18 protein-coding genes are annotated in these 26,201 nt (G+C 73.5%); 8 read left to right on the forward strand and 10 right to left on the reverse strand.

What is annotated here, in order from left to right; all coding sequences use genetic code 11:
- Nucleotides 1-1,050, forward strand: coding sequence for a polyprenyl synthetase family protein (locus tag ACWD4B_RS02440; protein ID WP_451419002.1), 1,050 nt, complete (start codon nt 1-3; stop codon nt 1,048-1,050).
- Nucleotides 1,051-1,066: 16 nt separating this feature from the next.
- Here ACWD4B_RS02440 and ACWD4B_RS02445 read toward each other — a convergent pair whose 3' ends face one another.
- The 3 genes from ACWD4B_RS02445 to ACWD4B_RS02455 all read right to left on the reverse strand — a co-directional run bounded on the left by ACWD4B_RS02445 (nt 1,067) and on the right by ACWD4B_RS02455 (nt 3,605).
- Nucleotides 1,067-1,636 (reverse strand): RDD family protein, encoded by a 570-nt coding sequence (locus tag ACWD4B_RS02445; RefSeq protein ID WP_451419003.1) that lies wholly within the window; start codon nt 1,634-1,636, stop codon nt 1,067-1,069.
- A gap of 95 nt (nt 1,637-1,731) precedes the next feature.
- Nucleotides 1,732-2,988 carry an MFS transporter gene (locus tag ACWD4B_RS02450; protein WP_451419004.1) on the reverse strand — a complete coding sequence of 419 codons (1,257 nt, stop codon included), beginning with the start codon at nt 2,986-2,988 and terminating at the stop codon, nt 1,732-1,734.
- Nucleotides 2,985-3,605, reverse strand: coding sequence for a helix-turn-helix domain-containing protein (locus ACWD4B_RS02455; protein WP_451419005.1), 621 nt, complete (start codon nt 3,603-3,605; stop codon nt 2,985-2,987). The genes ACWD4B_RS02450 and ACWD4B_RS02455 overlap by 4 nt, the downstream gene beginning before the upstream one ends.
- 103 nt (nt 3,606-3,708) lie before the next feature.
- Here ACWD4B_RS02455 and ACWD4B_RS02460 point away from each other — a divergent pair, with 103 nt between their 5' ends.
- The 6 genes from ACWD4B_RS02460 (at nt 3,709) to ACWD4B_RS02485 (ending at nt 11,819) form a co-directional block, all read left to right on the forward strand.
- The gene (locus ACWD4B_RS02460) at nt 3,709-4,668 is read left to right on the forward strand and encodes an ABC transporter ATP-binding protein (protein WP_451419006.1); all 960 of its coding nucleotides are present in this window, start codon (nt 3,709-3,711) and stop codon (nt 4,666-4,668) included.
- The gene (locus ACWD4B_RS02465) at nt 4,665-5,471 is read left to right on the forward strand and encodes an ABC transporter permease (RefSeq protein WP_451419007.1); all 807 of its coding nucleotides are present in this window, start codon (nt 4,665-4,667) and stop codon (nt 5,469-5,471) included. The genes ACWD4B_RS02460 and ACWD4B_RS02465 overlap by 4 nt, the downstream gene beginning before the upstream one ends.
- Nucleotides 5,472-5,474: 3 nt before the next feature.
- On the forward strand, nt 5,475-5,927 hold the full coding sequence (locus ACWD4B_RS02470; RefSeq protein ID WP_451419008.1) for a hypothetical protein: 453 nt from the start codon (nt 5,475-5,477) through the stop codon (nt 5,925-5,927).
- 37 nt (nt 5,928-5,964) lie between these two features.
- Nucleotides 5,965-8,802 carry a bifunctional YncE family protein/alkaline phosphatase family protein gene (locus ACWD4B_RS02475; protein WP_451419009.1) on the forward strand — a complete coding sequence of 946 codons (2,838 nt, stop codon included), beginning with the start codon at nt 5,965-5,967 and terminating at the stop codon, nt 8,800-8,802.
- Between the two features lie 21 nt (nt 8,803-8,823).
- Entirely contained in the window at nt 8,824-9,402 is a 579-nt protein-coding gene (locus ACWD4B_RS02480; protein WP_451419010.1) for a GNAT family N-acetyltransferase, read from the forward strand.
- A 272-nt stretch (nt 9,403-9,674) separates the two neighbouring features.
- On the forward strand, nt 9,675-11,819 hold the full coding sequence (locus tag ACWD4B_RS02485) for a PIG-L family deacetylase (protein ID WP_451419011.1): 2,145 nt from the start codon (nt 9,675-9,677) through the stop codon (nt 11,817-11,819).
- Nucleotides 11,820-11,888: 69 nt separating this feature from the next.
- Here the strand turns inward: ACWD4B_RS02485 and ACWD4B_RS02490 are convergent, their stop codons facing one another.
- From ACWD4B_RS02490 to ACWD4B_RS02515, 6 genes are all read right to left on the reverse strand, one after another.
- Nucleotides 11,889-12,671, reverse strand: a complete 783-nt coding sequence (locus ACWD4B_RS02490; protein WP_451419012.1) for a thioesterase II family protein — start codon at nt 12,669-12,671, stop codon at nt 11,889-11,891.
- A gap of 49 nt (nt 12,672-12,720) precedes the next feature.
- Entirely contained in the window at nt 12,721-14,328 is a 1,608-nt protein-coding gene (locus ACWD4B_RS02495; RefSeq protein WP_451419022.1) for a GMC oxidoreductase, read from the reverse strand.
- Between the two features lie 109 nt (nt 14,329-14,437).
- Nucleotides 14,438-15,586 carry a cytochrome P450 gene (locus tag ACWD4B_RS02500; protein ID WP_451419013.1) on the reverse strand — a complete coding sequence of 383 codons (1,149 nt, stop codon included), beginning with the start codon at nt 15,584-15,586 and terminating at the stop codon, nt 14,438-14,440.
- A gap of 321 nt (nt 15,587-15,907) precedes the next feature.
- Nucleotides 15,908-18,673 (reverse strand): ATP-binding protein, encoded by a 2,766-nt coding sequence (locus tag ACWD4B_RS02505; protein ID WP_451419014.1) that lies wholly within the window; start codon nt 18,671-18,673, stop codon nt 15,908-15,910.
- Nucleotides 18,670-21,357, reverse strand: coding sequence for an AAA family ATPase (locus ACWD4B_RS02510; RefSeq protein ID WP_451419015.1), 2,688 nt, complete (start codon nt 21,355-21,357; stop codon nt 18,670-18,672). Before ACWD4B_RS02510 ends, ACWD4B_RS02505 begins: the two co-directional genes overlap by 4 nt.
- Nucleotides 21,358-21,371: 14 nt before the next feature.
- Nucleotides 21,372-24,173, reverse strand: a complete 2,802-nt coding sequence (locus ACWD4B_RS02515) for an AAA family ATPase (protein ID WP_451419016.1) — start codon at nt 24,171-24,173, stop codon at nt 21,372-21,374.
- A gap of 423 nt (nt 24,174-24,596) precedes the next feature.
- Here ACWD4B_RS02515 and ACWD4B_RS02520 point away from each other — a divergent pair, with 423 nt between their 5' ends.
- Nucleotides 24,597-25,379 carry a 4'-phosphopantetheinyl transferase family protein gene (locus tag ACWD4B_RS02520; protein ID WP_451419017.1) on the forward strand — a complete coding sequence of 261 codons (783 nt, stop codon included), beginning with the start codon at nt 24,597-24,599 and terminating at the stop codon, nt 25,377-25,379.
- Here the strand turns inward: ACWD4B_RS02520 and ACWD4B_RS02525 are convergent.
- Nucleotides 25,369-25,962 (reverse strand): DUF4352 domain-containing protein, encoded by a 594-nt coding sequence (locus tag ACWD4B_RS02525; protein ID WP_451419018.1) that lies wholly within the window; start codon nt 25,960-25,962, stop codon nt 25,369-25,371. The two genes, ACWD4B_RS02520 and ACWD4B_RS02525, sit on opposite strands and share 11 nt — an antisense overlap.
- Nucleotides 25,963-26,201 lie beyond the last annotated feature (239 nt).

The following is a 26,201-nucleotide window of genomic DNA, read 5'->3' on the forward strand; positions in this document are numbered from 1 at the left end:
ATGACGTCCGTCTTCACCCTCCCGCACACCCCTCCCCCGGCCCTGGTCCGCAGCAGGGACGCGGTCGGACCCGCCCTGCGCGCGGCCGTGGCACGGCTGCACCCCTGGCCGCAGCAGATGGCCGGCTACGCGTTCGGCTGGTGCGACGCGGACGGCGCCCCGTCCGCCGGCGGCAGCGGCGGCAAGGGCGTCCGGCAGGCCCTCGCGGTGCTGGGCGCCGAGGCGGTGGGCGCGCCCGCGTCCGACGGCGTCACGGCGGCGGTCGCGGTCGAACTGGTGCATGCGTTCTCGCTGGTGCACGACGACATCATGGACGGCGACGAGCGGCGCCGGCACCGCGAGAGCGTGTGGAAGGCCTTCGGCACGGGCCCCGCGGTGCTGGCCGGGGACGCGCTGTACGCCCTCGCCGTCGAGACGCTGGCCGGGGCCGGGGGCGCGCACACCGCCGCAGCGGTGCGCGAACTGTCCGGGGCACTGGGCGAGTTGGTGCACGGCCAGGCCGACGACCTGCTCTTCGAGACCCGGCCGTGGACGGGCCCGGAGGCGGTGGGCGCCGCCGAGTACCGGGACATGGCGGTGCGCAAGACGGGGTCGTTGCTGAGCTGCGCCCTGTCCCTCGGCCCCGTGCTGGCGGGAGCCGCACCGGGCCGGGCGGAGGCCTTGGCGGAGGCGGGACGGCAGTTGGGGGCGGCCTTCCAGGCCGTGGACGACCTGCTGGGCATCTGGGGCGATCCGCAGGTGACCGGGAAGCCCGTCCACAGCGACCTGTTGCGGGGGAAGAAGACGCTCCCGGTGCTCACGGCGCTGGCCTCGGGGACGGAGGCGGGTCACCGGCTCGCCGGGCTCCTCGGCGGGGGCCCGCTGCCGGCCGCCGAAGCGGCGGGCGCAGCACGGCTGGTGGAGGAGGCCGGGGGCCGGGAGGCGGTGCTGGCGGAGGCGCACCGCGCGGTGGCGGCGGCGCGCCGGTGCCTGGAGAGTGCGCCGCTCGCACCGGGTGCGGTCGCCGAGCTCGGGGAGCTCTCCGCGTTCCTGGTGGAGCGGCGCCTCTGAGGGGTGGACCCCGGCGTCAGGCCTTCACCACGACACTGCTGACGACCTTGTCGTGCAGGCACTGGCGGTAGGGCTTGTCCCAGGTGCACCACAGGACGTTCAGCAGACCGCCGAACGGCAGGAAGCCCAGGACGTAGGTGATGAGCACACGTCCCAGGGCAGCACCGAAGGAGAGGTTCTGCCCGTCGGAGAGCCGGGCGACGCGCACGCCGCAGATGCGCTTGCCGAAGGTGGCCCCGTACTTGGAGTTCATGTAGGGCTCGTAGAACACGAGGGCCGCGATCAGGGCGGCGAAGAAGACGAGGGCGGTGACGATGCCCGCGCTCTTGTTGGACGACGCCACCATCGCGTTGATCACGCCGACGACGATCAGCGGCACCATGATGATGAGGCCGTCGAGGAGACGCGCACCCAGCCGGGTCCCCTGGCCGGCGAGGGCCTGCTCGGGCGGGCCCTGCGTGGGGTAACCCATCGGGTAGCCGCCGCCCATCGGCGGCATGCCGGGCGGCGGGGCCTGGGGGTACTGAGGAGGCTGCGGGGGACCGTAGCCGTAGGGGTTCTGCGGAGGCTGCTGGTAATTGCTCACGCGGCTGATCCAATAGGAGACCGCATCGATCATACAAATCGGTTCTGCCACACAATCAAGATCAACAATTGTGGGGCGTCGGCCTCCGCACCCCCTTATTCGTCCATCTCCCGCCATTCAGGGCGCAGTCCGCCGACACAGATCGTGAGGAAATAGAGACCGGCGCCCGCGAGCAGAGCCGGTCCGAGTCCGACGGCCGCGACGGCCCCGCCCGCGAGCAGACCCCCGAACGGGATGCCCGCCCAGGCCAGTCCGCCGCTCAGCGCCCTGACGCGGCCCAGCATCGGCCGCGGCACCCGCTCGTAGGAGATCGCCCCCAGGATCGGATTGAGGAATCCCGCGCCGAACCCCGCCACCGCCAGGAGCGCCGCCACCGCCCACAACGGCATTCCGGAGAAGAGGATGACGAACATCGTCGGACCCGAGAGCACGTAACCGGCGAAGAACACCAGGCGGCGCCGCAACCGATGGGCCACCGCCGCCGCAATGAGACTTCCGCAGACCGCCGCGGCTCCGAACATGCTGTTGTTGAGCCCGATCGCGGCCGGCCCGTGCCCGGATTCCCGCGCCCAGACGGGCATGAACACCTGGGAGAAGGCCGCGTTCAGCATGTTGGTGCAGCCGACGACCACGGCGATGGTCAGCAGCAGGGGCTCGCCCCGCAGGAAGGCGTAGCCCTGGCGCAGCTGCTGCCCGTAGCCGTCGCGCTCCTCCGCGTCCGGCGCCTTGCGCCCCATGCCGCGCGGCAGCGAGCAGGCGACGATCAGCGAACCGAGGCCGAAACAGGCCGCGTTGACGAACAGCGCGCCGAGCGGGCCGGCCAGGGCGACGAGCGCGCCGCCGACGGCCGGGCCGACCGTGGCGGCGAGCTGCTCGATGACCCCGGCGCACCCGGTGGCGTGCTCCAGCGGAATGCCCGCGCGTTCGGCCGCCTCCGGGACCATGACGTCCTTGGCCAGGTCGCCGGGCCCGCGCACCGATCCGACGAGGGCGACCAGGACCAGCAGCAGCCAGAGAGGGAGCACGCCCAGGGCGTGGCAGAGCGGGACGAGCAGGGCGGCGACCGCGCTCAGCGAGTCCGCGGCCCAGGAGACCCGGCGCGGTCCGACGCGGTCGACCAGCGGGCCGACGAGCGTCTTGACCACCACATAGGGCGCCAGCTCGCAGCAGGCCACCAGGCCCGTGCTCGTGGCGCTGCCGGTGGTGACCAGGACGAACCAGGGGATGGCGATGGCCGAGACGCGCGTGCCGGTGAGGGACACGGTCATGGCGGCGAGCACGCCGGCCAGCGGACGGATTCTGCGGAGCCGCCCGGGCGCCGGGGGCGCGGCCCGGCGTTCGGCGACCGTCATGACGGGTCCTCGTCGAGCGCCCTGGGCTCGGGGAGGAAGTGCGTCACCAGCAGGACCTGTTCCGCGGAGTCGCTGTCCTCCGGCGCCTCGGTGCGGTAGCGGGATATCACCTCGCGCAACTCCGTCTTGAGGCGCTCGGTCTCCTCCGGGGTGAGGAACAGGCGGTGGTCGCCCAGGCCGAGGGTGTGGCGCCACGGCCGGGGCATGAACGGCATCTGGCTGAGGGCGAGTTGGGTGCGCAGCGCGTGGAGGGTGGCGATGGAGCCGAGGTAGGCGGCGGTGGCCTCGGGCTCCTGGTCCATCAGCTCCTTGTCGCTGAACCAGGTGGCCCGGTGGGCCGCCTTCCACCAGCGCTCGCGGGCGTTGCCGCGCTCCGAGTCCTCCTCGACGAAGCCGGCTGCGCCGAGCTGGCGGAGGTGGTAGCTGGTGACGCCGGAGCCGACGCCGAGGCGCTCCGCGAGGCGGGTGGCGGTGGAGGGGCCGTGGGTGCGGAGGAGGCTGACGAGCTGGACGCGCACGGGGTGCGCGAGGGCGCGCAGGCCCTTGGCGTCCAGGACGACGTCCGTTGCGGGGTCCGGGCGCAACGGGGCGCCGTGCGGCGGGTGTTCGGTGGTCATGGGCGGGAGCCTAGATTGCGAAGAGTTCTTCGCAAAGAGATTTTCGCGAAGAACTCTCGGCAGTTGAACACGGTCCGGTCCCCGGACAGGCGGTGTTGCGCCCGTGGCGCAGCAGGAGGATGCTCCCTGCGCGAAGGAGGTGCCGGAGGTGACGGCGGTCGAGGCGCGAGGTCTGACCAAGAAGTACGGGGACGTCGTGGCGGCCGACGGGATCGACCTGGTCGTGCCCGCGGGCGGGGTGCACGGTCTGCTGGGGCCCAACGGCGCGGGGAAGACCACGTTCCTGCGCATGCTCCTCGGCCTGGTCCGCCCGGACGCGGGGACGCTGCGGGTCTGCGAGGGCGTGGCCGGGTTCGTGGAGAGCCCGCGCTTCTACCCCTATCTCAGCGGCGAGCGGAACCTCGCGCTCCTCGCCGACCTGGACGGCGGCGGTGCGGCGGACCGGATCGACGGCGCCCTGCAGCGGGTCGGACTCGACCGGCGCCGCGGGGAGAAGGCCGGGGGCTATTCGCACGGCATGCGGCAGCGGCTGGGCATCGCGGCGGCACTGCTGCGCGCGCCGCAGCTGCTGGTGCTGGACGAGCCGGCGGACGGGCTCGACCCCGCGGGCATCCGCGACATGCGCGCGCTCGTCGGCGAACTCGCCGGGGACGGGCGGACGGTGCTGCTCAGCAGCCATCACATGGCCGAGGCCGAGGAGTTGTGCGACACCGTGACCATCATGCGCTCGGGCCGGGTGGTGTACTCGGGCACCGTGGAGGAGCTGCGCGGCCGGGCCCCCGACCCCTCGCACCGGCTGCGCACGAGCGACGACGCCGAGGCGCTCACCCTGGCCGGCGGACTGCCGGGGGTACGGGTGGGGCCGCACCCGGAGGGCGGGCTGACGGTGCACGCGGAGCAACCGGCCCTCGACGCCTTCGCGGTGGCGCTGGGACGGGCCGGGGTCGCGGTGCGCGCGCTGCGGCTGGAGGCCACCCCGCTGGAGTCGCTGTTCTTCCGGCTCACCGAGGCCGTGCTCCCTGAAGACACGCTCCCCGAAGACGTGCCCGCGGAGGACGCATGAGAACCGTGGGCCTGTGGGAGCTGGAGAAGCTCGTCGCCCAGTGGCGGGTGCGCGCGGTGCTCGCGGTGTGCCTGCTCGCCCCGTTCGCCTTCGTGCTGGCCCTGCGGTCGCAGTCGGCGGTTCCCTCGGACACGCTCTTCGGGCGGTGGGTGCACGACTCGGGGTACGCGGTACCGCTGGTGGTGCTCGGCTTCGCCGGACAGTGGGCGTTTCCGCTGCTGACCTGCCTGGTCGCGGGCGACATCTTCGCGTCCGAAGACCATCACGGCACATGGAAGACGATCCTGACCCGGTCCCGGTCGCGCGCTGCGGTCTTCGGCGGCAAGGTGCTGGCGGCGGCGGTCTTCGCGCTGGTCGTCGTGGCACTGGCGGGAGCGGCCTCGCTCGCGGCCGGGGTGCTGCTGATCGGGCATCAGCCGCTGGTGGTGCTGGACGGCTCGCAACTGGCCTCGGGCCGGGCCGCGGAGCTGGCGGTGTGGGCGTGGCTGACGGCCCTGCCCCCGGTGCTGGGGTTCACCGCCCTGGGGGTGCTGTTCTCGGTGGCGGCCCGGCACAGCGCCGCCGGGATCCTGGGGCCGGTGGTCGTGGGGCTGCTGATGCAGCTGTCCTCGTACGTCAACGGGGTGGACGCGGTCCGGCACGCCCTGCTGACCACGCCGTTCGACGCCTGGCACGGGCTGGCGACGGCGCGTCCGTACCACGGGCCGCTGGTGGAGGGGTGCGCGGTGAGCGCCGGTTACGCCCTGGCGTGCCTGGCGGCCGCGTATGTCCTGTTCCGGCGGCGCGACTTCGGCAAGGGGTGAGCGGTGGGCAGCAGGCGTGCACGGACCGGGGCGGCCGCGGCCGCCGTGGCGGCCCTGGCCCTGACGGCCGCCGGCTGCGGTGACGGCGACGTCACCGCGGCCCGGCTGGAGGCCGCCGTCGGGCCGGAGTTCCGCAATCTCTACGTCCGGCAGCAGACCGTGCTGCACGGCGAGCACAACGGGGTCACCCCCGACGCCTGGGCCCGCTGCAAGAAGGGCGGGCCGGACACGGCGGACCGCGGTGCGGGCGACGACTGGGTGTGCGTGGTGCGGTGGCCCTCCGGGGGCGGCATCACCAAGCCGATCAGCTATGAGGTGGAGGTCAAGCCGAACGGCTGCTTCGTGGCGCAGGGACCGGCGGGGCTGGTGGGACAGCAGCGGGTTGTCGGTGCCGACGGCGAACGGCGTACCAATCCGCTGTATGCGTTTGACGGGTGTTTCGACGTCTTCCGTTAACTTCCGTCAACTACGTTGCCGCCGTACGGTTTTCGCCATGACTGAGCGCTCCGCTGGAAGTGCAGTTCTTCGTCTGCGGGCCGTCTTTGGCTGGTCGCGCAGTTCCCCGCGCCCCTTACGGGGCGCGGCCCGTGCCAGACACAGAGGCACCACCGTCGCCGCCCTCGCCGTCGCCACCGCCTTCGCCACCACGGCCGCCGCCACCGCCGTCGGTATCAGCGGCGGCTTCGGCAAGGACAAGGCCGGCACCGAGACCGCCAAGGGCATGCTGCTCCCCTCCAATCAGCGCATCACCCCCTTCGGCGTTCGCCACCGCATCGACGACGGGCGGCTGTTGTCGAGCACCGTCAGCCCGGACGGCGCCCGTATCGCCGCCGTCACCTGGAAGAGCTTCACCGGTTTCCTCACCGTCTTCGACGCCCGCACCGGCAAGGTCGTCCAGCAGACGGGCACCGGGCAGGGCAAGGACCAGCGGTTCGGCGACGGCTCCGCCGGCACCGACGCGCCGCTGTATTCGCCCGACGGCCGCACCCTGTGGTTCCCGCAGGCCGGTGACGTGGTGCGGTTCACCGTCGGCCGCGACGGCACGGTCTCGAAGCCGGTGGTCGTCAAGCTCACCGGCGCGCACGGCAGTGCCCTGCCGGGCGGCATGGCCCTCTCCCCCGACGGCTCCCGGCTCTACGCCGCCCTCAACGGGAGCAACACCCTGGGGGTCGTCGACACCGGGACGAACAAACTGGTGAAGGAGATCAAAGTCGGCAATGCGCCCCGGCAGGTCGTCCTCTCCGGCGGCAAGGCCTTCGTCTCCAACGAGGGCGGACGCCCCGCCACGGCACAGGACTTCACCAATCTCTCCGACGGAACCCCGCTCGTCGCCGACCGCACGACGGGCGCCGCGAGCACCGGCACCGTCTCCGTCGTCGACCTCGCCGCGGAGAAGGAGACGGCGACGGTGAAGGTGGGCCTGCAGCCCACTGCCCTGTATCTGAACGGCAGTTCGCTGCTCGTGGCCAACAGCAACGACGACTCCGTCTCGGTCGTCGACACCGTCAGGCAGCGCGTCACCCAGACGTTCAACACCAACCCGCTGCCCGGCTCCACGGTCGGCAGCCACCCCAACGGGCTGACGATGCCGGACGCGCACCACGTTCTGGTCTCCCTCGGCCGGGACAACGCGCTGGCCCAGTACCGCTGGGACGGGCCGCGTTCGCCCGTCCACTACGAGGGGCTGATCCCCACCGACTGGTATCCGGTCACCGTCCAGTACGACAAGGCCGTGCGCAAGGTCGTCGTCACCAACGCCCGGGGCATCGGCTCGCGCGGCCCCGCCTCCACCGTCCACGACGGCCCCGACACCGAGCCCGCGACCGGGCACAACACCTACGACGACACCGGCACCCTGACCGCCTTCGCCCCGCCCACCCCGGCACAGCTCGGCAGGCTCACCCACCAGGTGTTCGCCGACAACGACTGGGAGAAGCTGCTGGCGCGCGGCAGCGGCCCCGACCGCAAGGCCCCGCCCGTGCCGGTGCCGGCCCGCCTCGGGGAGCGGTCGACGATCGACCACGTCTTCCTGATCGTCAAGGAGAACCGGACCTACGACCAGGTGCTCGGCGACATGGGCAAGGGTGACGGCGATCCCTCGCTCGCCCAGTTCGGCAGGCGCGTCACGCCCAACCACCATGCGCTGGCCGAGCGGTTCGGGCTGTTCGACAACTTCTACGACGAGGGGACGCTGTCGGCCGACGGCCACAACTGGCTGACGCAGGCCGATGCCAACGACTACATCGAGAAGGAGTTCGGCGCCTTCTACCGCAGCTACCCCTCCCAGGGCGCGGACGCGCTCGCGTACCAGCGCAACGGCTTCCTGTGGGACGCCGCGCGGCGGGCGGGGCGCTCGGTGGAGAACTACGGCGAGTACGTCAACCTCCAACTGCCGACGACCGGCGCGGTGCCGTCCTGGTCCGACTGGTACAAGACCTCGCGCATCCTGGAGGGCAAGGAGAGCGGGCAACTGCCGGTGCCGACCGGGAAGTACCCCAGCACCTCCGACATCCCCTCGCTGACAGCGGTCAACCGGCCGGACTTCCCGACCTTCGACACCGACATCCCCGACCAGTACCGCGTCGACGTGTGGCTGCAGCACTTCCGGCAGGCCGAGAAGAGCGGGAAGCTGCCGAACCTGACGCTGATGACGCTGCCCCAGGACCACACGGCGGGCAGCAGCGGCAAGGACCCGTACCCGACCGCCATGGTGGCCGACAACGACCTCGCGGTCGGGCGGCTCGTGGACGCGCTCTCGCACAGCCGGTTCTGGAAGTCCTCGGCGGTGTTCGTCGTCGAGGACGACTCGCAGGACGGCGTCGACCACGTCGACGGGCACCGGGCGCCGGTGTGGATCGCCAGTCCCTACGCCCGCCGCGGGGCCGTGGTGAGCACGTACTACTCGCAGCTCAACGTGGTCCGGACGATCGAGCAGATCCTGGGCGTCCCGCCGATGAACCAGCTGGACCGGGCCGCCGAGCCGATGGCCGACGCCTTCACCTCCCGTCCCGACACGGCCCCGTTCAGCGCGCTGCCCAATCAGGTGCCGCTGGACCACGGGCTCAAGAAGGCGCAGGCGGCGGCCCCGTCGGCGGAGCCGCTCGACGTCCCGCACGGCATGGCGGCCGTCGCACGGCAGTGGGAGCTGTGGAGCGCGCAGCAGTCCACCGGGGGCAACCGGCCGCAGCTCGACCAGGTCAATCCGGCGCAGTTGAACAGGATCGACTGGTACGAGTCCACCGGCTGGCGCCGCCCCTACCCGGGGGATGCGCGCATTCTCGGGCCCAACGACGTACCCGGAAAGGACAAGCCCCCGCAGGAGCTCGACTGACGGCCGCTCTACGGTGGGCGGATGATCACTGACGCGTACGACATCGCGCCCTGCCCCCTGGCCCCCGGCGTCCTGCTGCGCCCGCTCGCGGCCGAGGACGCCGGGGCCCTGGCCCTCGCCTACACCCGCAACCGCGACCACCTGCGGCCGTGGGAACCGCGCCGGGACGAGGCGTTCTTCACCGAGGAGGGCCAGGCCGCCCGGGTGGGCGAGCTGCTGGCGATGCGCGGTGCCGGGCGGGTCGCGCCGTGGGTGGTGACCGACGAACAGGACGGCATCGTCGGGGTGGTCAACCTGAACAACATCGTCCAGGGCGCCTGGCACAGCTGCAACCTCGGCTACTGGATCGCCGCCGGCCACGCGGGCCGGGGGCTGGCGACGGCGGCGGTGACGGCGGTGTGCCGGGCGGCGGACGAGCGGCTGGGGCTGCACCGGATCGAGGCCGGCACGGTGACGGCCAATGCGGCCTCGCAGCGCGTGCTGGCCAAGTGCGGGTTCGAACTCATCGGCCACGCACGGCAGTACCTGCACATCGACGGGGAGTGGCGGGACCACGTCCTCTTCCAGCGCATTCTCAACGACCGGCGGCCGGCGGCCTGATCACGGTGCGACGGGACCCGGACACCGGCGGTGTGTGTCCGGGCCCCGTCGCATGATCGCCTCGGAATCTATGTCTCGCCGACGCACGGCTGTTACACAACAGTCGGAAAACCGGAGGGTGCGGATCATAGGATCGACTGCATGGTCCGCCGGGCAATTGGTACCTGATTAGAGCCAATTGTCCATTTTTATTGCACTACCGCGCTCAATTGGCGCAGGAGATGGGAGAGACACCTGTGCCGGGGGGAATAGCGCGCCGACGCGTTCTGCAGGTGACCGGCGGAGGACTCGTCCTCGGGGCGGGCGGGGTGGGCTTCTGGCAGTGGCTGGCGCCCGGGAGCGGAAAGCCGCACCGCACGGACGAGGTGTCGGCACGCCCCGCCAAGGCCGCGACGACGGAGTCCTTCGTGCACGTCATCGCGCACGCGGACGACTCCCTGTACTTCATGAACCCGGAGCTGGAGCAGGCCGTCACCAGCGGGGCGCCGACGGTGACCGTCTGCATGACGGGCGGCGAGTCCGACGGCCGCAACGCCCTGTCCCACAGCCCCGGTTACGCCCGGCTCCCGGAGAAGCGCGCCGACTTCGTCCGCGCCCGCATCAACGGACTCCGCGAGGCCACCGCCCACATGGCCACCGGCGACTGGCTCAGCCCGTGGACCGTGGAGGCGACCACCCTCCTGCCGGGCTTCCAGGCCGAGTTGCACACCCTCAAGGCCGCACCGCAGGTCCAGCTGATCTTCCTGGAGCTGATCGAGGCGCGGTTCATCAAGGCACCGCGCAAGGACAGCCTGCGCGGCCTGTGGCTGGGGGCCACCCCGAAGCTGACGACGCTCGTGCCGACCGCGAGCCCGGTCACCCGCCCCTACCTCTACACCCGCCAGCAGGTCGTCGACACGCTCACCGCCGTCTTCGAGCGCTACCAGCCCACGGTCGTGCGCACCCTGGACCCCAACCCCACTCACCGGGCGCAGCAGCCGCACGCCACCCTGCCCCCCGGTGTGCCGCAGGCCCTGCAGGGCATATCCCACTACGACCACCAGGACCACACGACCTCCGCCTACTTCGCCCAGGCCGCCCTGGCGCAGTACTGGGGACGCCGGCACTCCCGGCCCACGGCCGTGGAGAGTTACGTGGGCTACGAGGTCTCCCTGCTGCCCAGCAACCTCGACCGGGCGACGATCAAGCACAAGCTCGAGGCCCTCGACATCTACGGCTGGGCGGACGGCAAGGACTGCGGCGACCCGGCAGGCTGCGGCGACCGCAAGGTCGGCAACCGCTCGAAGGACACCCGCTGGTCGGACAACCTGCGCCACCGGGCGACCGGCACCCAGCGCTGGGTGCAGCCGCTCCCCGACGGCCGGCTCGCCGCCTTCGCCCTGCTGGACGGGCAGGCGCAGTGCTGGACCGAGACCCGGGCCGGCAGCGGCATCTGGTCCCGGCCCGCCCGGGTCGACGGCTCGATGCTGGAGGGCCAGGTGCAGGTGCTGCGCCACTCCGACGGCACGCTGCAGCTGTTCTCGGTGCGGACGGTGCTGCCGGCGCAGGACACCCCGCACCACCGGGAGATCGTCACCTCCCGGCAGACCGGCCCGGTCTCCCCCGGCCGCACCCCGGCCTTCGGTGCATGGGAGTCCCTCGGCTCCCCCGAGGACGACCCCGAGCGGTCGATGGAGGTCGGCTACCCCGTCGCGGTGGCGGCCAAGGACGGCACGGTCCACGTCTTCGTCAAGGACTACGCGGGCGGCGTCAGCACCCGCCGGGGTGCGGACGGCCGGGACTGGAGCGACTGGGAGCAGGTCGACCAGCAGACGGACGACACCCCCGTGAAGGTCGAGGACGGTCTCGACGCGGTGCTCGACGCCAAGGGCCGCGTCCATCTCGTCGCCGCCGACACCAGGACCGTTCTGCACTGGATGTCCGACGAGTCCGGGGGGCCGCTGCGGCTCGCCGGGCCCACCCGGCTGCCCGCCACCACCGGCCCGCTGACCCTGGCCGTGCTGCCGGGCGGGGGTGTGCGGATGGCCTCGCGCGAGCCGTCCACCGCCCGCGTGGTCGTCGCCGACCGCCCGGAGAACGGCAGTTGGCGGGTGACCGCGCAGTGCCAGGCGATCGGCGGCTACGGCCGGGTGGCGCTGGAGCAGGCGGGCCGCACGACCGTGCTCGCCGCCCGCGACGGCAAGGGGCTGGTCCGGCTGTCGGCCGGTTCCGGGCGCCCGGGCCCCTGGCAGGACGCGGGTGTCCCGCATCTCGGGACCGTCGGGTTCGCGCAGGATGCCAAGGGGCGCAGCGTTGCCGTTGCACTCGGCATGGACGGGACGCTCAGCAGCGTTCGGGGGCGTGCCCCCGGGGCCGCGGCGTTCGGTGACTGGGTCGACTTCAACGGGAAGACGTTGGGGGACTTGCAGACGTCGTAAGCTGCGGGCCGTCCTGGGCTTGTCGCGCAGTTCCCCGCGCCCCTTTGGGGCGCGGGGTGGGCGTCACACCTACCGCAACACGTCTGCCATCGCCTTGATGACCTCCGCCTGGTGCTGCGCGAGGTAGAAGTGCCCGCCGGGGAAGACCTGCAGGGAGAACGGGCCCTCGGTGTGCTGTTCCCAGGCTGCGGCCTCCTCCACCGTCGCCTTCGGGTCGGCGTCGCCGACCAGGCCGAGCACGGGGCACCGCAGCGGCTCCCCCGGCTCGTACGCGTAGGTCTCGATGGCGCGGTAGTCGGCGCGGATGGACGGCAGGATCATGCGCAGCACCTCCTCGTCGCCCAGCAGTTGGGTGTCGGTGCCGCTGAGTTCCTTCACCTCGTCGATGAGGCCTTCGTCGTCGCGCAGGTGCACCGTCTCGTTGCGGTGCGTGGACGGGGCGCGGCGGCCGGAGGCGATGAGGGCGGCCGCGACGATGCCCTTCTCGCGCTCCAGGCGCCGGGCGACCTCGAAGGCGAGTATGGCGCCCATGCTGTGGCCGAACAGAGCCAGCGGCCGGTCCGTCCAGGGCAGCAGGGCCTCGAAGACCTTGTCGGCGAGGTCGGGGATGTTGTCGATCAGCGGCTCGGTGCGGCGGTCCTGGCGGCCGGGGTACTGCACGCACAGCACGTCGGCGAAGTCCGGCATCGACCGCGAGACGGGGAAGTAGAAGCTCGCGGAACCGCCCGCGTGCGGGAGGCAGACCAGCCGGACGGCAGCGTCCGGGCGCGGGTGGTACCGGCGGATCCACAGGCTGTTGTCGTCGGCATTCACGGTATGGGGGCGTTCCTTCCGGGATGGTGCGGTGGGCATGCAGGAATGCCGGGGAAACCCCCCGGCATTCCTGGCCTGTCGACGGGAATTACGACGCCGTGACGTCCTGCTTGATGATGCGCTCGACGTTCCGTTCGGCCAGCGCCGTGATGGTCACGAACGGGTTGACCCCGACGGAACCCGGAATCAGCGAACCGTCCGTCACGTAGAGGTTCTTGTAGCCTGCGACGCGGCCGTAGTCGTCCGTCGCCTTGCCCAGGACGCAGCCGCCGAGCGGGTGGTAGCAGAAGTCGTCGGCGAAGGCCTTCAGCTGGGTGCCGAAGAGGTCGTACCGGTAGATCGTCGTGTTCGCCTTGTTGATCTTGTCGAACAGCGCCTTGGCGGCGTTGACCGCGGGAGCGTTCTGCTCACGGGTCCAGTTGAGCTTCGCGCGGTCCGACGCGGCGTCGTAGACGAAGGTGCCGCGCTGGGGGTTCTTGGTGATCGCGAGGTAGAGGCTGACCCACGTCTCCAGGCCGGCCGGCATGGGGGCGATCTCCGCGAAGACGGAGGAGTCGCTGTTGTCCCAGGCGTCGATGCCGAGGGCGGGGATCGAGGACTGGTGGGCGCCGGTGGGGTTCCACATGTGGTTGGCCCGGGCGGTCATGATGTTGCCGTTGGGGCCCCAGCCCGCGCCCACCTCGGAGTTGAGGTTCGGCAGGGTGCCGGTCTCGCGGGCGCGCACCAGCAGTTCGGTGGAGCCGAGGCTGCCGGCGCCCAGGAACAGGTAGCGGCAGGAGATCTGCTTGGTGGCCAGCAGCTTGCCGTCGGTGTCCTTCTGCTCGACGGTCAGCACGTAGCTGCCGTCCTTCTGCTGACGGATCTGCTTGACCTGGTGCAGGGTCTGGATGGTGACCTTGCCGGTGCCGAGGGCGGCGGCCAGGTAGGTCTTGTCCAGGCTCTGCTTGCCGTGGTTGTTGCCGTAGATGACCTCGGTGGCCAGGGCGGACTTGGGCACCTCGCCGGCGGCCTCGCGCTGCATGTAGCCGAAGTCGTAGACGTTGGGGACGAAGACGGTGCCCAGCCCGGCCTTGCCCGCCTGCTCGCGCGAGACGCGGGCGAACTTGTACCACTCGGTGTCCTCGAACCACTTGGTGTCGATGTGGTTGACGCGGAGCATGGAGTTGGCGCGGGGGAAGTAGCGGTCGTACATCTCGGAGGAGTCGACCCGCGGGAGGATCTCCTCGAAGTAGGAGCGCTTGGGCTCCACGGCCATGCCGCCGTTGACGAGCGAGCCGCCGCCGACGCCGCGTCCCACGTAGACCGACATCTGGTCGTAGTTCACGCGGTCCAGGACACCGGCGTAGGGGTCGATGTTCCGGTTGACCACGTCGAGCCAGAGGAAGCTGCCGAGCGGGGCCTCGGTGCGGTTCTTGAACCAGCTGGAGCGCTTGTCCGGGTTGAGCATGCCGCAGAAGATGTTGCCGTCGGGGCCGGGCTGGTTCCACAGCTGGCCCATCTCGAGCATCACCGTCTGCACGCCCGCCTCGCCGAGGCGCAGGGCGGAGACGGCCGCGCCGTAGCCGGTGCCGATGACGACGGCGGGGACGAATCCGCCGTCGTCGGCCGCGGACCGGGCGGCGGCGGCCGCGCGCGGGGTGGCGATGGTGGTGCCCCCGGCGAGGGCGGCGGCGCCGAAGGCGGCCATGCCGAGCATGCGGCGACGGGACAAGTGCTGTTGTGCAGTCACGCGGGGTCTACCTGACCTTTCCGAGACGGTACTTCGGGGGTGGGGGGAAGGGTGGTCCGGGGGGTGACGGGGACGGTCACCAGGCGACCGGCAACCGGTCGACGCCGTAGACCTGCATGTCGTGGCGGAGGGGGATCTCCTCCGCGGGGCAGGCCAGGCGCAGTTGCGGGAAGCGTTCGAGGAGCGCGGTGAGGCCGACGCGCAGTTCGATGCGGGCCAGTTGCCGGCCGAGGCACTGGTGGATGCCGTGGCCGAAGGCGAGGTGTCCGGTGTCCTCGCGGGAGACGTCCAGGGTCTCGGCCCGCTCGAAGCGTGCGGGGTCGCGGTTGGCGGCGCTGAGCGAGACCACGACGACCTCGCCCTCCTTGACGAGGGTGCCCTCGATCTCGGCGTCCTCCAGGGCGGCCCGGGTGGGGCCGTGGTGGACGATGCTGAGGTAGCGCAGCATCTCCTCCACCGCGCGCTCCGCCAGGGAGGGGCCGGCGCGCAGGGCGGCCAGCTGGTCGGGGTGTTCGAGCAGCAGGAAGGCGCCGAGGGCGAGCTGGTGGGCGGTGGTCCCGTGGCCGGCGACCAGTAACAGGAAGGCGATCGAGGCGAGTTCCTCGTCGGTGAGCGCGGGGTCGGCGGCGATCAGGCCGCTGAGGAGGTCGTCGGCCGGCTCCGCGCGCTTGAGCCGCACCAGCCGGAGCAGGTAGGCGCCGAGGGAGACGAAGGCCGCGGTGACCTCCTCGGTGGACCGGCCGAAGCTGCTCCACAGCCGGGCGTCGTGCTGGAACTTCTCCCGGTCGGCACGGGGCACGCCGAGGAGTTCGGCGATGACGAGCGAGGGGACGGGGAGGGCGAAGTGCTCGACGAGGTCGGCCGGGGAGCCCATGGTCTCCATGGCGTCGAGGTGTTCGCGGGTGATCCGCTCGGTCCACTCGGTCAGCTGCCGCATCCGGCGGGCGGTGAACTGTCCGGTGAGGAGCGTGCGGCAGCGCGGGTGCTCCTCCAGGGTCGCGGCGCGCGGCACGGGCGGGTGCCCGAGTTCTCCGCGGGCGCTGAAGCGGGAATCGGATAACACCGCGCGCGCGGCGGAATATCCGGTGACGAGCCAGCCGAGGCGGCCGTCGGCGAATGCCATGCGCGTGACGGGCTCCTTCTGCCGCAGTGACCGTATCTCCGCCGACGGACCGAAGCAGTTCTCACGGACCGTCGAGAAGGTCACCGGTGGAGCCTGGGTCATGTATGCCCTTTCACGGGGTGGGCATCCGACTGATCGGCGCCGTCGAAATGACCGTATGGAGGCGATGTGAGGCTGTCAACGAGATGGATCCCCCGACGGGCTAACCCTGCGGGTACGGGCACAGGGTTCGGTTACCGGCGGTACCGGTGGACCGGGGGTTCGGTACGGTTCCACGGATCTTCGCGCCCCGTAAGGGGCGCGGGGAACTGCGCGACCGGCCACGACGCGCCCGCAGACGGCGTGCCGGGGGCTTCGCCCCGGACCTGGGCAGTGCGTCGACTGCGGGCAGTCGGTGGCTGGTCGCGCAGTTCCCCGCGCCCCTTACGGGGCGCCTGCCCCCGCCGGGCCGGGCAACAGGTGGGCGACGGCGGCCAGTTCCGCCCGGCCCGCCACCTGGAGCTTGCGGTAGGCGCGGGTGAGGTGCTTCTCCACCGCCCGTGAACTGACCTCCAGCTGCTCGGCGATGTCCTTGTTGGACGCTCCGTGGGCGGCGAGCCCGGCGACCCGGCGTTCGGTGCGGGTGAGGGCCTCGACGGCCAGCGAGGTCTGGCCGGAGGCCATGGTGTGCAGTTCGCGGCGCGCCCGTTCCACGATCCACGGCGCGCCGCAGGCGAGGGCCTGGTCGCGGGCCTGGCGCAGCCGCACCTCGGCCTCGGCGGGCCGGTCCGCCGCCTGCAGCCGCCGCCCGAGCAGCAGCGCGGTGCGGGCCCGTTCCATGGCGTTGACGGAATGTTCCAGGGTGGCGGCGGACTCGCGCAGCAGCTCGATGCCGCGCTCCCCCTCGGTGACCGCGCCCTTGACCCGCTGGGCGCGGCCGATGGCCACGGGGGTGCCCCAGGCCACGGCGCGCTCGTACTCCTCGTCGACGAGGTCGTGGGCGTGGTCCTGCCGGCCCAGCCGGTAGTGCAGCCCGGCGGCCCACGAACGCCAGGGGAAGACCGCGGGGTTGCACCAGTCGGCGCGCTCCGCCGAGCGGCCCCAGTCGAGGAAGTACTCCAGGGCGGTGGGCAGGTCGCCGCGGGCGGCCGCGTTGGAGCCGCGGATGAGCTGGAGCGAGGAGGGCCGGTAGCCGTGCCCGTCGCCCTCGCGGCGGTGCGAGAGCAGCCGCCGGGACAGCTCGGCGTCCCGGGTCTGCAGGGTGACCAGCACGATGGCGGTCATGGCCTGGAGCGTCGCCCAGTCGGCGATGCCCAGGTCGAGGGCCTCCTCGGCACGGGCGCGGGCCTCCTCCAGCCGGCCCTGGGCGAGCAGGACGTGGGCGAGTTCGAGGGAGATCACGGCGTGCGGGACGGTGGCGTTCTCCCTGCGGGCGCGCTCGCGCGCGGTCTCCAGCCAGCAGCCGACGGCCTCGACGGAGTCGGCGGCGACGAGCACGTGGGCGAGCAGCGGCAGGGCCGTGTGCACGTGGCCCGGTGCGGCGGGCTCGTACTGCAGGACGCGGTTGGCCAGCGGGGCGACCTCGGCCGCGGTCATGCGCTGCGTCAGGGTGGCGCCGTGCAGCAGCACCGTGACGAGTTCCCGCTCGGCCGCGGTGTCCAGGCGGGGCACCGGGCCCAGGGTGCGCAACCGGTCGGCGCTCAGGACCAGTTCCTCGGGTCCGGCCACGGCCACGTGGCGGGCCCGGGCCTCCATGCGCAGGGCCATCTGCCGTTCGGTGCCGCGCAGGGCCCCGGGGTCGCCCAGTTCCGCGGCCAGCTTGACGACCGCGTCGACGACCGGCGGCGGGCAGCCGCCGAGCAGCGAGGGCGGTATCCGGGCGGCCGCCAGGGCACGTTGGGCGGCGGTGGGCAGCAGCAGGAGGGCCTGCGAGAGGTGCCGCATGGCGGCCTGCGGGTCGAAGGCGCGCTCCACGGTGGCCAGTTCGACCAGGAGGGCCGCCCGGTCGGGCCCGGCGGGTGCGCTGCCCAGCAGGGCGCGGCGCAGGTAGCGGGCCGCGTCCCGGGGCGCGCCGCGCCGTACGGCGGTCGTGGCGCCGGCCCGGAGCACCTCGACGGCCCAGGTGTCGTGGCAGGAGGTGGCGGCGAGGAGCTGGGTGGCGGCCAGTTCGGCGGAGTGGCCGGCGCTGTGCAGGAGCAGGGCGGCGTAGACGTGGATGTCCTCCTGCTCAGCGGGGGTCATCGACTCCTCGACGGCGTCCCGCACGGCCCGGTGGACGAAGCGCAGGCCGGGCCCGTCGGCCAGCAGCCCGAGCCGGCGCAGCCCCCGGACGGCCTCCTCCCGGCCGGTGCCGTCGAGTCCGGCGAGGCGGCCGGCCAGCTCCGGGTCGGCGGCCTCGTCGAGGACCGCGAGGGCCTTGGCGAGTTCGCGCACGGGCGCGGGCTGGGAGCGCAGGGCGACGGCGAGCCGCTCGCGCAGGGAGGCCAGGCCGGGCTCGCGCACGGTGTGCGCGCGGGCGGCCACGGGTTCACCGGTGCCGGCGAGGGCGGCCAGGGTGGCGGTGAGGAACATCGGGTTGCCGCCGGTGGCCTCGTGGCAGGCCGTCACATAGGCGAAGTCGCCCGCCCGCCCGAAGCGGTCGGCGACCAGGGCCGCGGTGCTCGCCGGGGTCAGCGGGCCCGGGCGCACGACGTGGGCGGCGCGGTCGGTGATGTCGTGGACGCGGGGCTCGTCGGCGCCGGGGTCGCCCTCGCGCACGGTGGCGGCCACGGCGACGTGCAGGCCGCCCAGCCGCTTGGCCAGCAGGCCGAGCCAGCGCAGCGAGGGCGTGTCGGCCCACTGGAGGTCGTCGACGAGCATCAGCAGGGGGGTGCGTGCGCTGCGCTCGGCGACCAGGGAGAGCAGTTCGCCGTGCCGCTCGGGACCGGAGGGGTCGCAGAGCGGGTCGGCGGGCGTTCCGGCCAGCAGGGAGTCCAGGAGCTGGCTCACCACGCCGAGCGGGAAGTCCCGTTCGAGCACGGCGCCGCTGGCGGTCAGGACCTGCATCCCGCGCCGCTCGGCGGCCGCGGGCAGGGCGCGCAGCAGCGCGGTCTTGCCGTTGCCGACGCCGCCGGTGACGACGACGAGGGATCCGGCGCCCTGCTCCGCGCCCTCCATCGCGGCGGTGATCAGGTCGAGTTCGTGCTGCCGGTCGAACAGCAGGGGGATCATGCTCTCTCCATGGGTAGGGGGCCCAGCGCCGCGGCCAGCTGCGGGCGCCCCCGGATGCCCAGCTTGCGGTAGGCCTTGGTCAGGTGGAGTTCGACGGTGCGCAGGGTGACCTGGAGTTCGGCGGCGATGGCGCGGTTGGCCAGGCCGCCCGCGGCCAGTGCGGCCACGCGCAGTTCGGCGTCGGTCAGCCCGTGCTGTGTGCCCGGCGCGGGCACGGCGGGCCGTTCCTCGGCGGGGGCCGGGCGGGCGGCCGTGGCTCCGCTGCCGAGCAGGGAGTCGATGGTGCGGTGGCCGGAGAAGGGCGCGGTGCCCAGGGCGACGAGCGCCTGCCGGTACTGCCAGCTGGCCGGTGCCCCGGCGGCCGGGTGCGGGTGGTGCAGCCGGCCGCCGGTGAGGGTGCCGAGCAGGGCCTCGGTCACGATGCCGGGGGCGCCCCAGGCGAGGGCGAGGCGGCGTTCGTCGGCGAGCAGCTCGGCGGCCACCGGGCCGTCCGGCTCCGGGCCGTGGGCCAGGGCGGCAGCCGAACGCCAGGGCAGCAGCGCCGGGTTGAGGACCTGGCGGGAGAGCAGCAGCCGCCCGCACTCCAGCAGGTCGGCCAGCGCCTGCTCGCGCTGCCCGTCGGCCAGGCGCACCCGGCCGCGGGCGTAGAGCAGATAGGCCCAGGCCAGGCCGCCCTCGGCGCCGGCCGGGCGGGCCAGGGCGAGGGTCCGTTCGGCCGCGCTCCGGTCGCCGCGCTCCAGGAACAGCAGGGCTTTGAGGGCGATGAGGCCAGGGGTCATCAGCGGGTGCCAGCAGTGCGGGAGCATGACCTCCTGGGCCCGGTTCAGGGCGACGGTCGCCGCGTCGGGCCGCCCCCGGCGCAGTTCGGTGAGGCCCGCGACGAGCAGGGCGAGCCCGGCGACCGCACGGGAGTCGGTGTGCTCGGCGTACACCAGCACCCTGTCGAGGGCGGCGCGGGCCTCGGCGAAGTCGCCGCTGAGCACGAGCGCGTGGCAGGCCGCCACCTGGAGGGTCGGCGGGACGACCGCCCGGGCCTCCGGTGCGAGGGCGGCGCGGGCCAGTTGCCGGGTGCGGGTGACGTCGCGGCCGAGCAGGGCGGCGCGCCAGGCGGCCCCGGCCGCTTCGGCGGGCTGCTCGGGCAGCTCCGGGAGCTCGTCGACCGGGGGCCGGTCCAGTTCGTGGACGGCCTCGGGCTGGCTCTGCTCGGCGAGCCAGTACAGCGCGCGCAGTGCGGCGCGGTCCGCCGAGCCCGGTTCCGTCCGGCCGATGCACTGGGCGATCAGCGGCTGCGCGGCGACGACGTCGCCGCGGGCCACGAGGAGTTCGGCGGCCCGTACCCAGGAGGGCCCGGCGTCGGCGTGGGCGGGGACGAGCAGGGCCTGGCGCAGGTGCCGGTCGGCTGCCTCGGGCTCGGAGGGCAGGACGGCCGCGCTCAGATCGGTCAGCAGCCGCACGCGCAGCGGCGGGGGCATCGGCTCGCGCAGGGCGCGCTGGAGCAGCCGGGCCGCGGCGGTCCCCCGCCCGGCGAGGCGGCAGCGGGCGGCCTCCCGGCGCAGGACGTCCACCGCCCAGGCGGCGCCCAGCACCCGTGCGCCCAGCAGCATCCGCGCCACACCGCTGTCGGGGACGGCCACCCGGTGCGCCCAGTCGGCGGCGCGGGCGTGCAGTTCCTCGCGCCGCTCGGTGCTGAGCCGGCCCAGGACGGCCTCGGCCGCCTTGGGTTCACGGAAGGCGGGCCGGGGGCCGGGGGTGAGCAGGCCGGTGCCGGAGAGCAGCGTGAGGGCGCGGGCGGCGCCGGTGGTGCGGGGTTCGGCGAGGGAGGCGATCATGCCGGTGCTGCAGTCCTCTCCGGCCACGGCGACGACGCGCAGGACGTCCAGGAGTTCCTCGGGGAGCACGGCGAGGGTGCGCAGCGTGCGTTCGCGGACGGCCTCGGCGGCGCTGTCGGTCAGGTGGGGCAGGTGGTCGATCCACGGGCGCCAGCCGTGCCGGCCGAACCGGCGGACGACCGAGCGCAGTACGGCGGGGTTGCCGCCGACGGCCCGGGCCGCCGCCTCCCGGAAGCCGGGGTCCACCACCGTGCTCCAGGCCCGGGCCAGGACCTCGCCGACGGCGTCCTGGGTGAGCGGGCCGAGGTCGAGGGTGTGCCGGGCGACGGCGCGTCCGTCGGCCAGCGGGCAGGGTTCGATGCGGTCGTCCGGGCCCGGGGGCAGGGCGTCGCTGCGGGCGGTGAGCAGCATCAGGGAGGTGCCGGCGAGCCGGCGGGCCAGGGCCTGGAGTGCGTGCAGCGAGGGTGCGTCGGCCCACTGGACGTCGTCGACGACGACGAGCAGGGGCTGTTCGCGGGCGGCCGCGAGCAACGCCGCGCAGAGCTGGGCCGGTTGCCGCCCGGTGCCGAGGGCGGCGTGCAGTTGTTCGGCGACGGCATGGGGCAGGTCCGCCTCCTCGCGGCAGGCCTGGGCCGCGACGGTCCGCACGCCGGCCCGTTCGGCGAGGACGGCCGCGCGGTCGAGCAGGGCGCTGCGGCCGATGCCCGGCGGGCCCTGCACGCCGACGAGGGCGGGCCGGCCCTGCCGCAGGTCCTGCAGCAGGGAGTGCAGCAGGTCTTCTTCGTCCCGGCGTCCGGGGAGCGGTGTCGTTCCGTCCGGGATGCCGCCCGGCGGTGCCGCTGTCGTGCGTCTCATGTCCCCCCGTACGGTCAGTGGCCCTGGACGGCCAGGCCGAGGCCGCCGGGCAGGTCGGCGCGGCCGCGGACGGCCAGCTTGCGGTAGACGTTGGTCAGGTGCATCTCCACGGTGCGGGTGGTGATGAACAGGGCTTCCGCGATCTTCTTGTTGCTGACCCCGCCCTGGGCGAGGGCGGCGACGCGGCGCTCGCTCTCGGTGAGGGAGTCGAGCGGGCTGGTGGCGAGCTGCGGCATCCGGCCGCCCGCGGTGACGAGCAGTTCGCGGGCGAGCGCGGCGAGGACGTGGTAGCCGCAGCGGGTGGCCAGTTCGATGGCCCGGCGCAGGTGGTGGCGGGCCCCGCGGGCGTCGTCGCGGCCCAGCAGTTCGCGGCCCAGGAGGTACTCGGCCTTGGCGAGTTCCAGGCGGGCCGGGGAGGCGGCGAGGGCGTCGACGCCCTCGGCGAGCAGTTGCAGCCGGGCCCGGCCCCGGGCCACGGCGGCGGCGGCGAGCAGGCCGAGGCCGAGGGCGCGCGGGGTGCCCCAGCGCAGGGCCCCCGCCTGGGCCTGCTCGGCGACGGCGGCGGCCTCCGCGGTGCGGCCGGTCCGGACGAGGGTGTCGGTGGCGGGCAGCCACCAGGGGGCGAGCACGGGGTTGGCCACCCCGGCCTCGTCCAGACTGTCCCCGCAGCGCCGCCAGGCGTCCAACGCGCCGTCCAGGTCGCCGAGTTCGCGCAGCACCCGGCCCCGGGCGTAGAGGTACTGGTGCCACTCCCAGACGCGCGCCTCCAGGTTGTCGCCGGCGCCGGCGATCCGGTCGAGGACGGTGCGGGCCGGGCCGGCCTCGCCCTGGGAGAGCAGGGCGTTGCCCAGGGCGATGTGGGCCAGGGGCACGGCGCCGGTCATCCCGTTCTGTTCGGCGAGCGCGACCGCGGCCCGGGCGTCGTGCAGCGCGCCGGTGACGTCGCCGGTGCCGTGCAGGGTGTGCGAGCGTCCGGCCAGGGCGGCGACCTGCATCCACGGCGCGTAGCACGCCTGCCCGTTGGTCAGCGAGCGCTCCAGGCCGGCGTGGGCCTCGTCGACGGCGTCGGCCAGGGAGAGGACGAGGGAGGAGCCCAGCACCCACCACCCGGCGGGGGCGGCCTCCTCGACCCGCAGGGACCGCCGGGCGAGGGCGGCCGCCTGGTCGGCCGGGCGGCCCTCCAGCGCGGCGAACGTGCTGAGGGCGGAGAGCAGTTGGCGTTCGGCGGGGCTGTCCCCCTGCGGTACGGGCCAGGAGGCGGCCCGTTCGCGGGCCACGGACATCGCGGTCCTGTCGTTGACGGCGGTCACCAGCAGGGCGGAGGCGAGGGTGGTGTGGAGCTCGCGGTCGGCGGGTGCGGGGTCGGTGCCGATTTCGCCGGTGAGGCCGTCGAGGACGTGGTCGAGGGCGCGGACGGCGTCGGGGGCGCAGCGGGTGCCCAGGGCCGCCATGCCGTACTCCACGGCGATGGGCGCCTGTTCACGCGGGCCGGCGGCGGTGGCGAGGGCCTGGCGCAGGTGCCACAGGGCGGTGGCGGGGGCCGTCGGGACGGAGGCCCTGGCCAGTTCGACGTGGACGTCCTTGCGCTCGGCGGCCGTCAGCCGCGACTCCAGGGCGCGGCGCAGACAGCGGACGGCTGCCCGGGTCGCGGCCCGGCTGGGGGACTCGGCGATGGCGTCGCGGAGCACGGCGAGCATCCAGGGCTCGTCGAGCCGTTCCAGGAGCACGAGTTGGTCGGCGACCTCGGTGGCGGGCCGTCCGGCGTCGCTGAGGACGCGGGCGGCACGCACGCGCAGTTGCTGGAGCGTGGGTGCGGCGATGCCGCCGAGGATGGCCTCGCGGACGGCGTCGCGCATCTCGGCGGGGGCGCCGGGGAGGACGACCTCGGCCCGGCGCAGGTCGCCGAGGGCGGGCTCCACGCGGGTGCCGGTCACGCCGCAGAGCGCGCCGAGCAGGTCGGCCTCGCCGCGGCCGAGGACGGCCAGGGCGATCGCCACCCGGCGTACGTGGCGCGGCTGTCCGGCCAGCAGGTCCGGGACCATCGAGGCGAGGATCCCCTCGCGCACCGCCCCGAGCCGGCGCAGTCCGGCGGCGTCGGGGCGGACGCCGGCGCCGCGCAGCCCGGCGAGCAGCCGGCCGAGCACGAGGGGGTTGCCGCCGCTGGCCTCCGCGCAGCGCCGGACGAAGAGGTCGTCGGCGGGGCTGCCGAGGGCGCTCTCGATCATGCGGGCCGCCTCGGAACGGTCCAGGGGGCCGAGTTCGAGCAGCGCGCAGCGGTCGTGGGCGAGGAGTTCGGCGAGGACGGGCGCGCCGGGGCCCTCGCACTCGGTGCGCTGGGAGAGCAGGACGAACAGGGGGCGGGCGGCGGCCCGGCGCAGGACGAAGTCGAGGCAGCGCAGGGAGGTTTCGTCGCACCACTGGGCGTCGTCGACGACGAGGGCCAGCGGGCCGGCGGACAGCAGGCCGAGGAGGTGTCCGTGGAGGCGGCGCCGGTCGGTGTGCGGGTCGGCGGGGACGGGGTCGGTGTTTTCGGGGTCCGGGGCGAGAAGCACGTCGACGGCGCGGCGGGATGCCGTGCCGTCGTTGTCGTCGGGGCGTCCGCCGAAGCGCCGTACGGTCACTCCGTCCGCCTGCAGGCGTTCGGCGACGGCGGACAGCAGACTGGTTCTGCCGATTCCGGCCGGGCCGCGGACGAGGACGGCCCGGGCGGAGCCCGCCCGGGCCCGGGCGGCCTGCCGCAGCAGGGTGTTCAGTTCGGTGGAGCGGCCTACGGGGATCCGGGGGGAGACCTGTTCTGTCTCGAGAGTGACCGCCACAGTGTTTCCTCTTTCATGAAGCCACACGCGACCTCTGGCGCCTGGTCGTAGGGGAAGATGCCGGATTGTCCGGTGACGTTCCGCAAGTCGGTCTCGAATGAGCCGACTTGCACGACCAAGATCGGAAACGACGGTAACAGGGGAACTCGTGACCACCCACCACGTTTGAGCCAGAATAAAGACGGTCGGTGGCCGAAGTCAGGCGTCCCGCTTCCCTCCGGGCCCAGGATGTGACCTGATTGCACCGAGTCCATACGTGACCATGACGTGACGAATTGAGCCCGAAAATGCTCGTGTTCGGCGTACCCGATACCCGCCGGACATAGGACTCGGGTACGCTGCGTCATTCTGCCCGCACGGCCGGGTACGACCTGGTACGACCCCGCCGCCGAAAGCACCGTCACCGAAACACCGGAGCGACCCGTGCAGCTTCACCCGGCCCCCGCCGCCCTCCGTCCGGACGCCTCCCCCGCCACACCCTGGCCCGAGGCCGTGGCCCGGCCCGCCGAAGGGGCCCTGGACCTCTGGCTGCTGCACACCCCCGACGCCTGGCTGCACTCCGCCGCCCCGGACCGCTCCCCGCTGGACGCGGGCGAACGCGAACGGGCCGAGGGCTTCGTCCACGACCTCGACCGCGCCAAGTACGTGGCCGCGCACCTCATGCTGCGCCGGGTGCTGGGCGCCTATCTGGGCGTCGCCCCCGGCGAGGTGGAGTTCACCCGCGAGCCGTGCCCGTGCTGCGGCAAGCCGCACGGGCGGCCCGCCGTGAAGGCCGCCGGGGCACCGCACTTCTCGATGTCCCACGGCGGCAACCTCGTGCTCGTCGGCGTGGCCGCCGCCCCGGTGGGCGTCGACACCGAGCAGCTCGCCGCCGGGCGCACCGTCGAGCAGGTGTCCCAGGCGCTCCACCCCGCCGAGCACCGCGAGGTCATGGCCGCGCCCGTGGTGCGGCGCCCGGCGGTCTTCACCCGGCTGTGGGTGCGCAAGGAGGCCTACCTCAAGGGCCTGGGCACCGGCCTCGGCCGCTCCCCCGACCTCGACTACCTGGGCAACGGCGGCCCCGGCACGCCCCCTTGGCCCGCGGGCTGGACCATCGTCGACGTGCCGGTCGGTGCGGGCCACGCGGCCGCCGCCGTGCGCGGCCCACTGACCAGCCGTTACGAAGTGAAGCGGCTGAACCCGCAGGGGCTGTGCGTCACTTCTTGAGGGTCCACTGCGCGGCGTCCTTGGAGAGCCCCGAGTCCATCGAGAACTCCACGGACGCCACCGTGGTCTTCTCGGGCACCGAGAAGACGACCCAGCCCTCGGTCTTCTGACCCGTCGCCAGCTTCAGGTCGGCGGCCAGGGACGGCCCTTCGGCGATGCTGGACAGCACGCTGGCGTTGTAGCGCTCGTTCTGGGCGTCGATGACCCGCGAGCTGTTCGTCGGGCTGTCGGCGTAGGGCGCCGTGCCGGTGTTGACGATCTCGAACTGGGCGGCGACGTACTTCTTGCCCGGCTTCGGCGGGGTGTACTTGTTGTCGCTCTTGGCCGGATCCACCCAGTTCTTGAGCGTCACGTCGAGCTGCTCGCCCGACTTGGTCCCCTTGATGGTCTTCTTGACCCCGAGGGCGCCGGACTGGCCGCCCTTGCCCTGGTCCTGTGCGGTGCCCCCGGCCCCCTGTGCCGGATTCGACGGCGCCTGCGAGCCGGCGCCCTTGTCGTCGGCGGGCTTGGTGTTGTCGTCGCAAGCGGTGGCCGAGGCTGCTATCGCGAGAACGACGGCAGCGGCTGCGAGCGGACGGCGCATGATGTTTCCCCCGTGGGTGGTTCGTTGGTGACGGGCTCAATTCTTACGGCACTTTCGAGCCAAGATCGTCCACGAGGGGGCCCTGTCGTTGTTCTGTGACATGTCCGCGATAAATCCAACGCTCCGGACACGCTCCGGTGACCGCGTCAGCGCCCCGTAAGGGGCGCGGGGCGGTCACATCATGCGGCTCCGCCGCGTGGGCGCGACCAGCCACCGACGGCCCGCAGCCGACGCACGAC

The organism is Streptomyces sp. NPDC002536 (genome assembly GCF_053594995.1).

Coding starts and splice junctions, on each gene's coding strand:
- ACWD4B_RS02475 (WP_451419009.1), top strand. CDS start 5,965: ATGACTGAGCGCTCCGCTGGAAGTGCAGTTCTTCGTCTGCGGGCCGTC.
- ACWD4B_RS02490 (WP_451419012.1), bottom strand. CDS start 12,671: ATGCCCACCGCACCATCCCGGAAGGAACGCCCCCATACCGTGAATGCC.
- ACWD4B_RS02510 (WP_451419015.1), bottom strand. CDS start 21,357: ATGAGACGCACGACAGCGGCACCGCCGGGCGGCATCCCGGACGGAACG.
- ACWD4B_RS02450 (WP_451419004.1), bottom strand. CDS start 2,988: ATGACGGTCGCCGAACGCCGGGCCGCGCCCCCGGCGCCCGGGCGGCTC.
- ACWD4B_RS02480 (WP_451419010.1), top strand. CDS start 8,824: ATGATCACTGACGCGTACGACATCGCGCCCTGCCCCCTGGCCCCCGGC.
- ACWD4B_RS02440 (WP_451419002.1), top strand. CDS start 1: ATGACGTCCGTCTTCACCCTCCCGCACACCCCTCCCCCGGCCCTGGTC.
- ACWD4B_RS02525 (WP_451419018.1), bottom strand. CDS start 25,962: ATGCGCCGTCCGCTCGCAGCCGCTGCCGTCGTTCTCGCGATAGCAGCC.
- ACWD4B_RS02500 (WP_451419013.1), bottom strand. CDS start 15,586: ATGACCCAGGCTCCACCGGTGACCTTCTCGACGGTCCGTGAGAACTGC.
- ACWD4B_RS02505 (WP_451419014.1), bottom strand. CDS start 18,673: ATGATCCCCCTGCTGTTCGACCGGCAGCACGAACTCGACCTGATCACC.
- ACWD4B_RS02465 (WP_451419007.1), top strand. CDS start 4,665: ATGAGAACCGTGGGCCTGTGGGAGCTGGAGAAGCTCGTCGCCCAGTGG.
- ACWD4B_RS02455 (WP_451419005.1), bottom strand. CDS start 3,605: ATGACCACCGAACACCCGCCGCACGGCGCCCCGTTGCGCCCGGACCCC.
- ACWD4B_RS02495 (WP_451419022.1), bottom strand. CDS start 14,328: ATGCTCGGCATGGCCGCCTTCGGCGCCGCCGCCCTCGCCGGGGGCACC.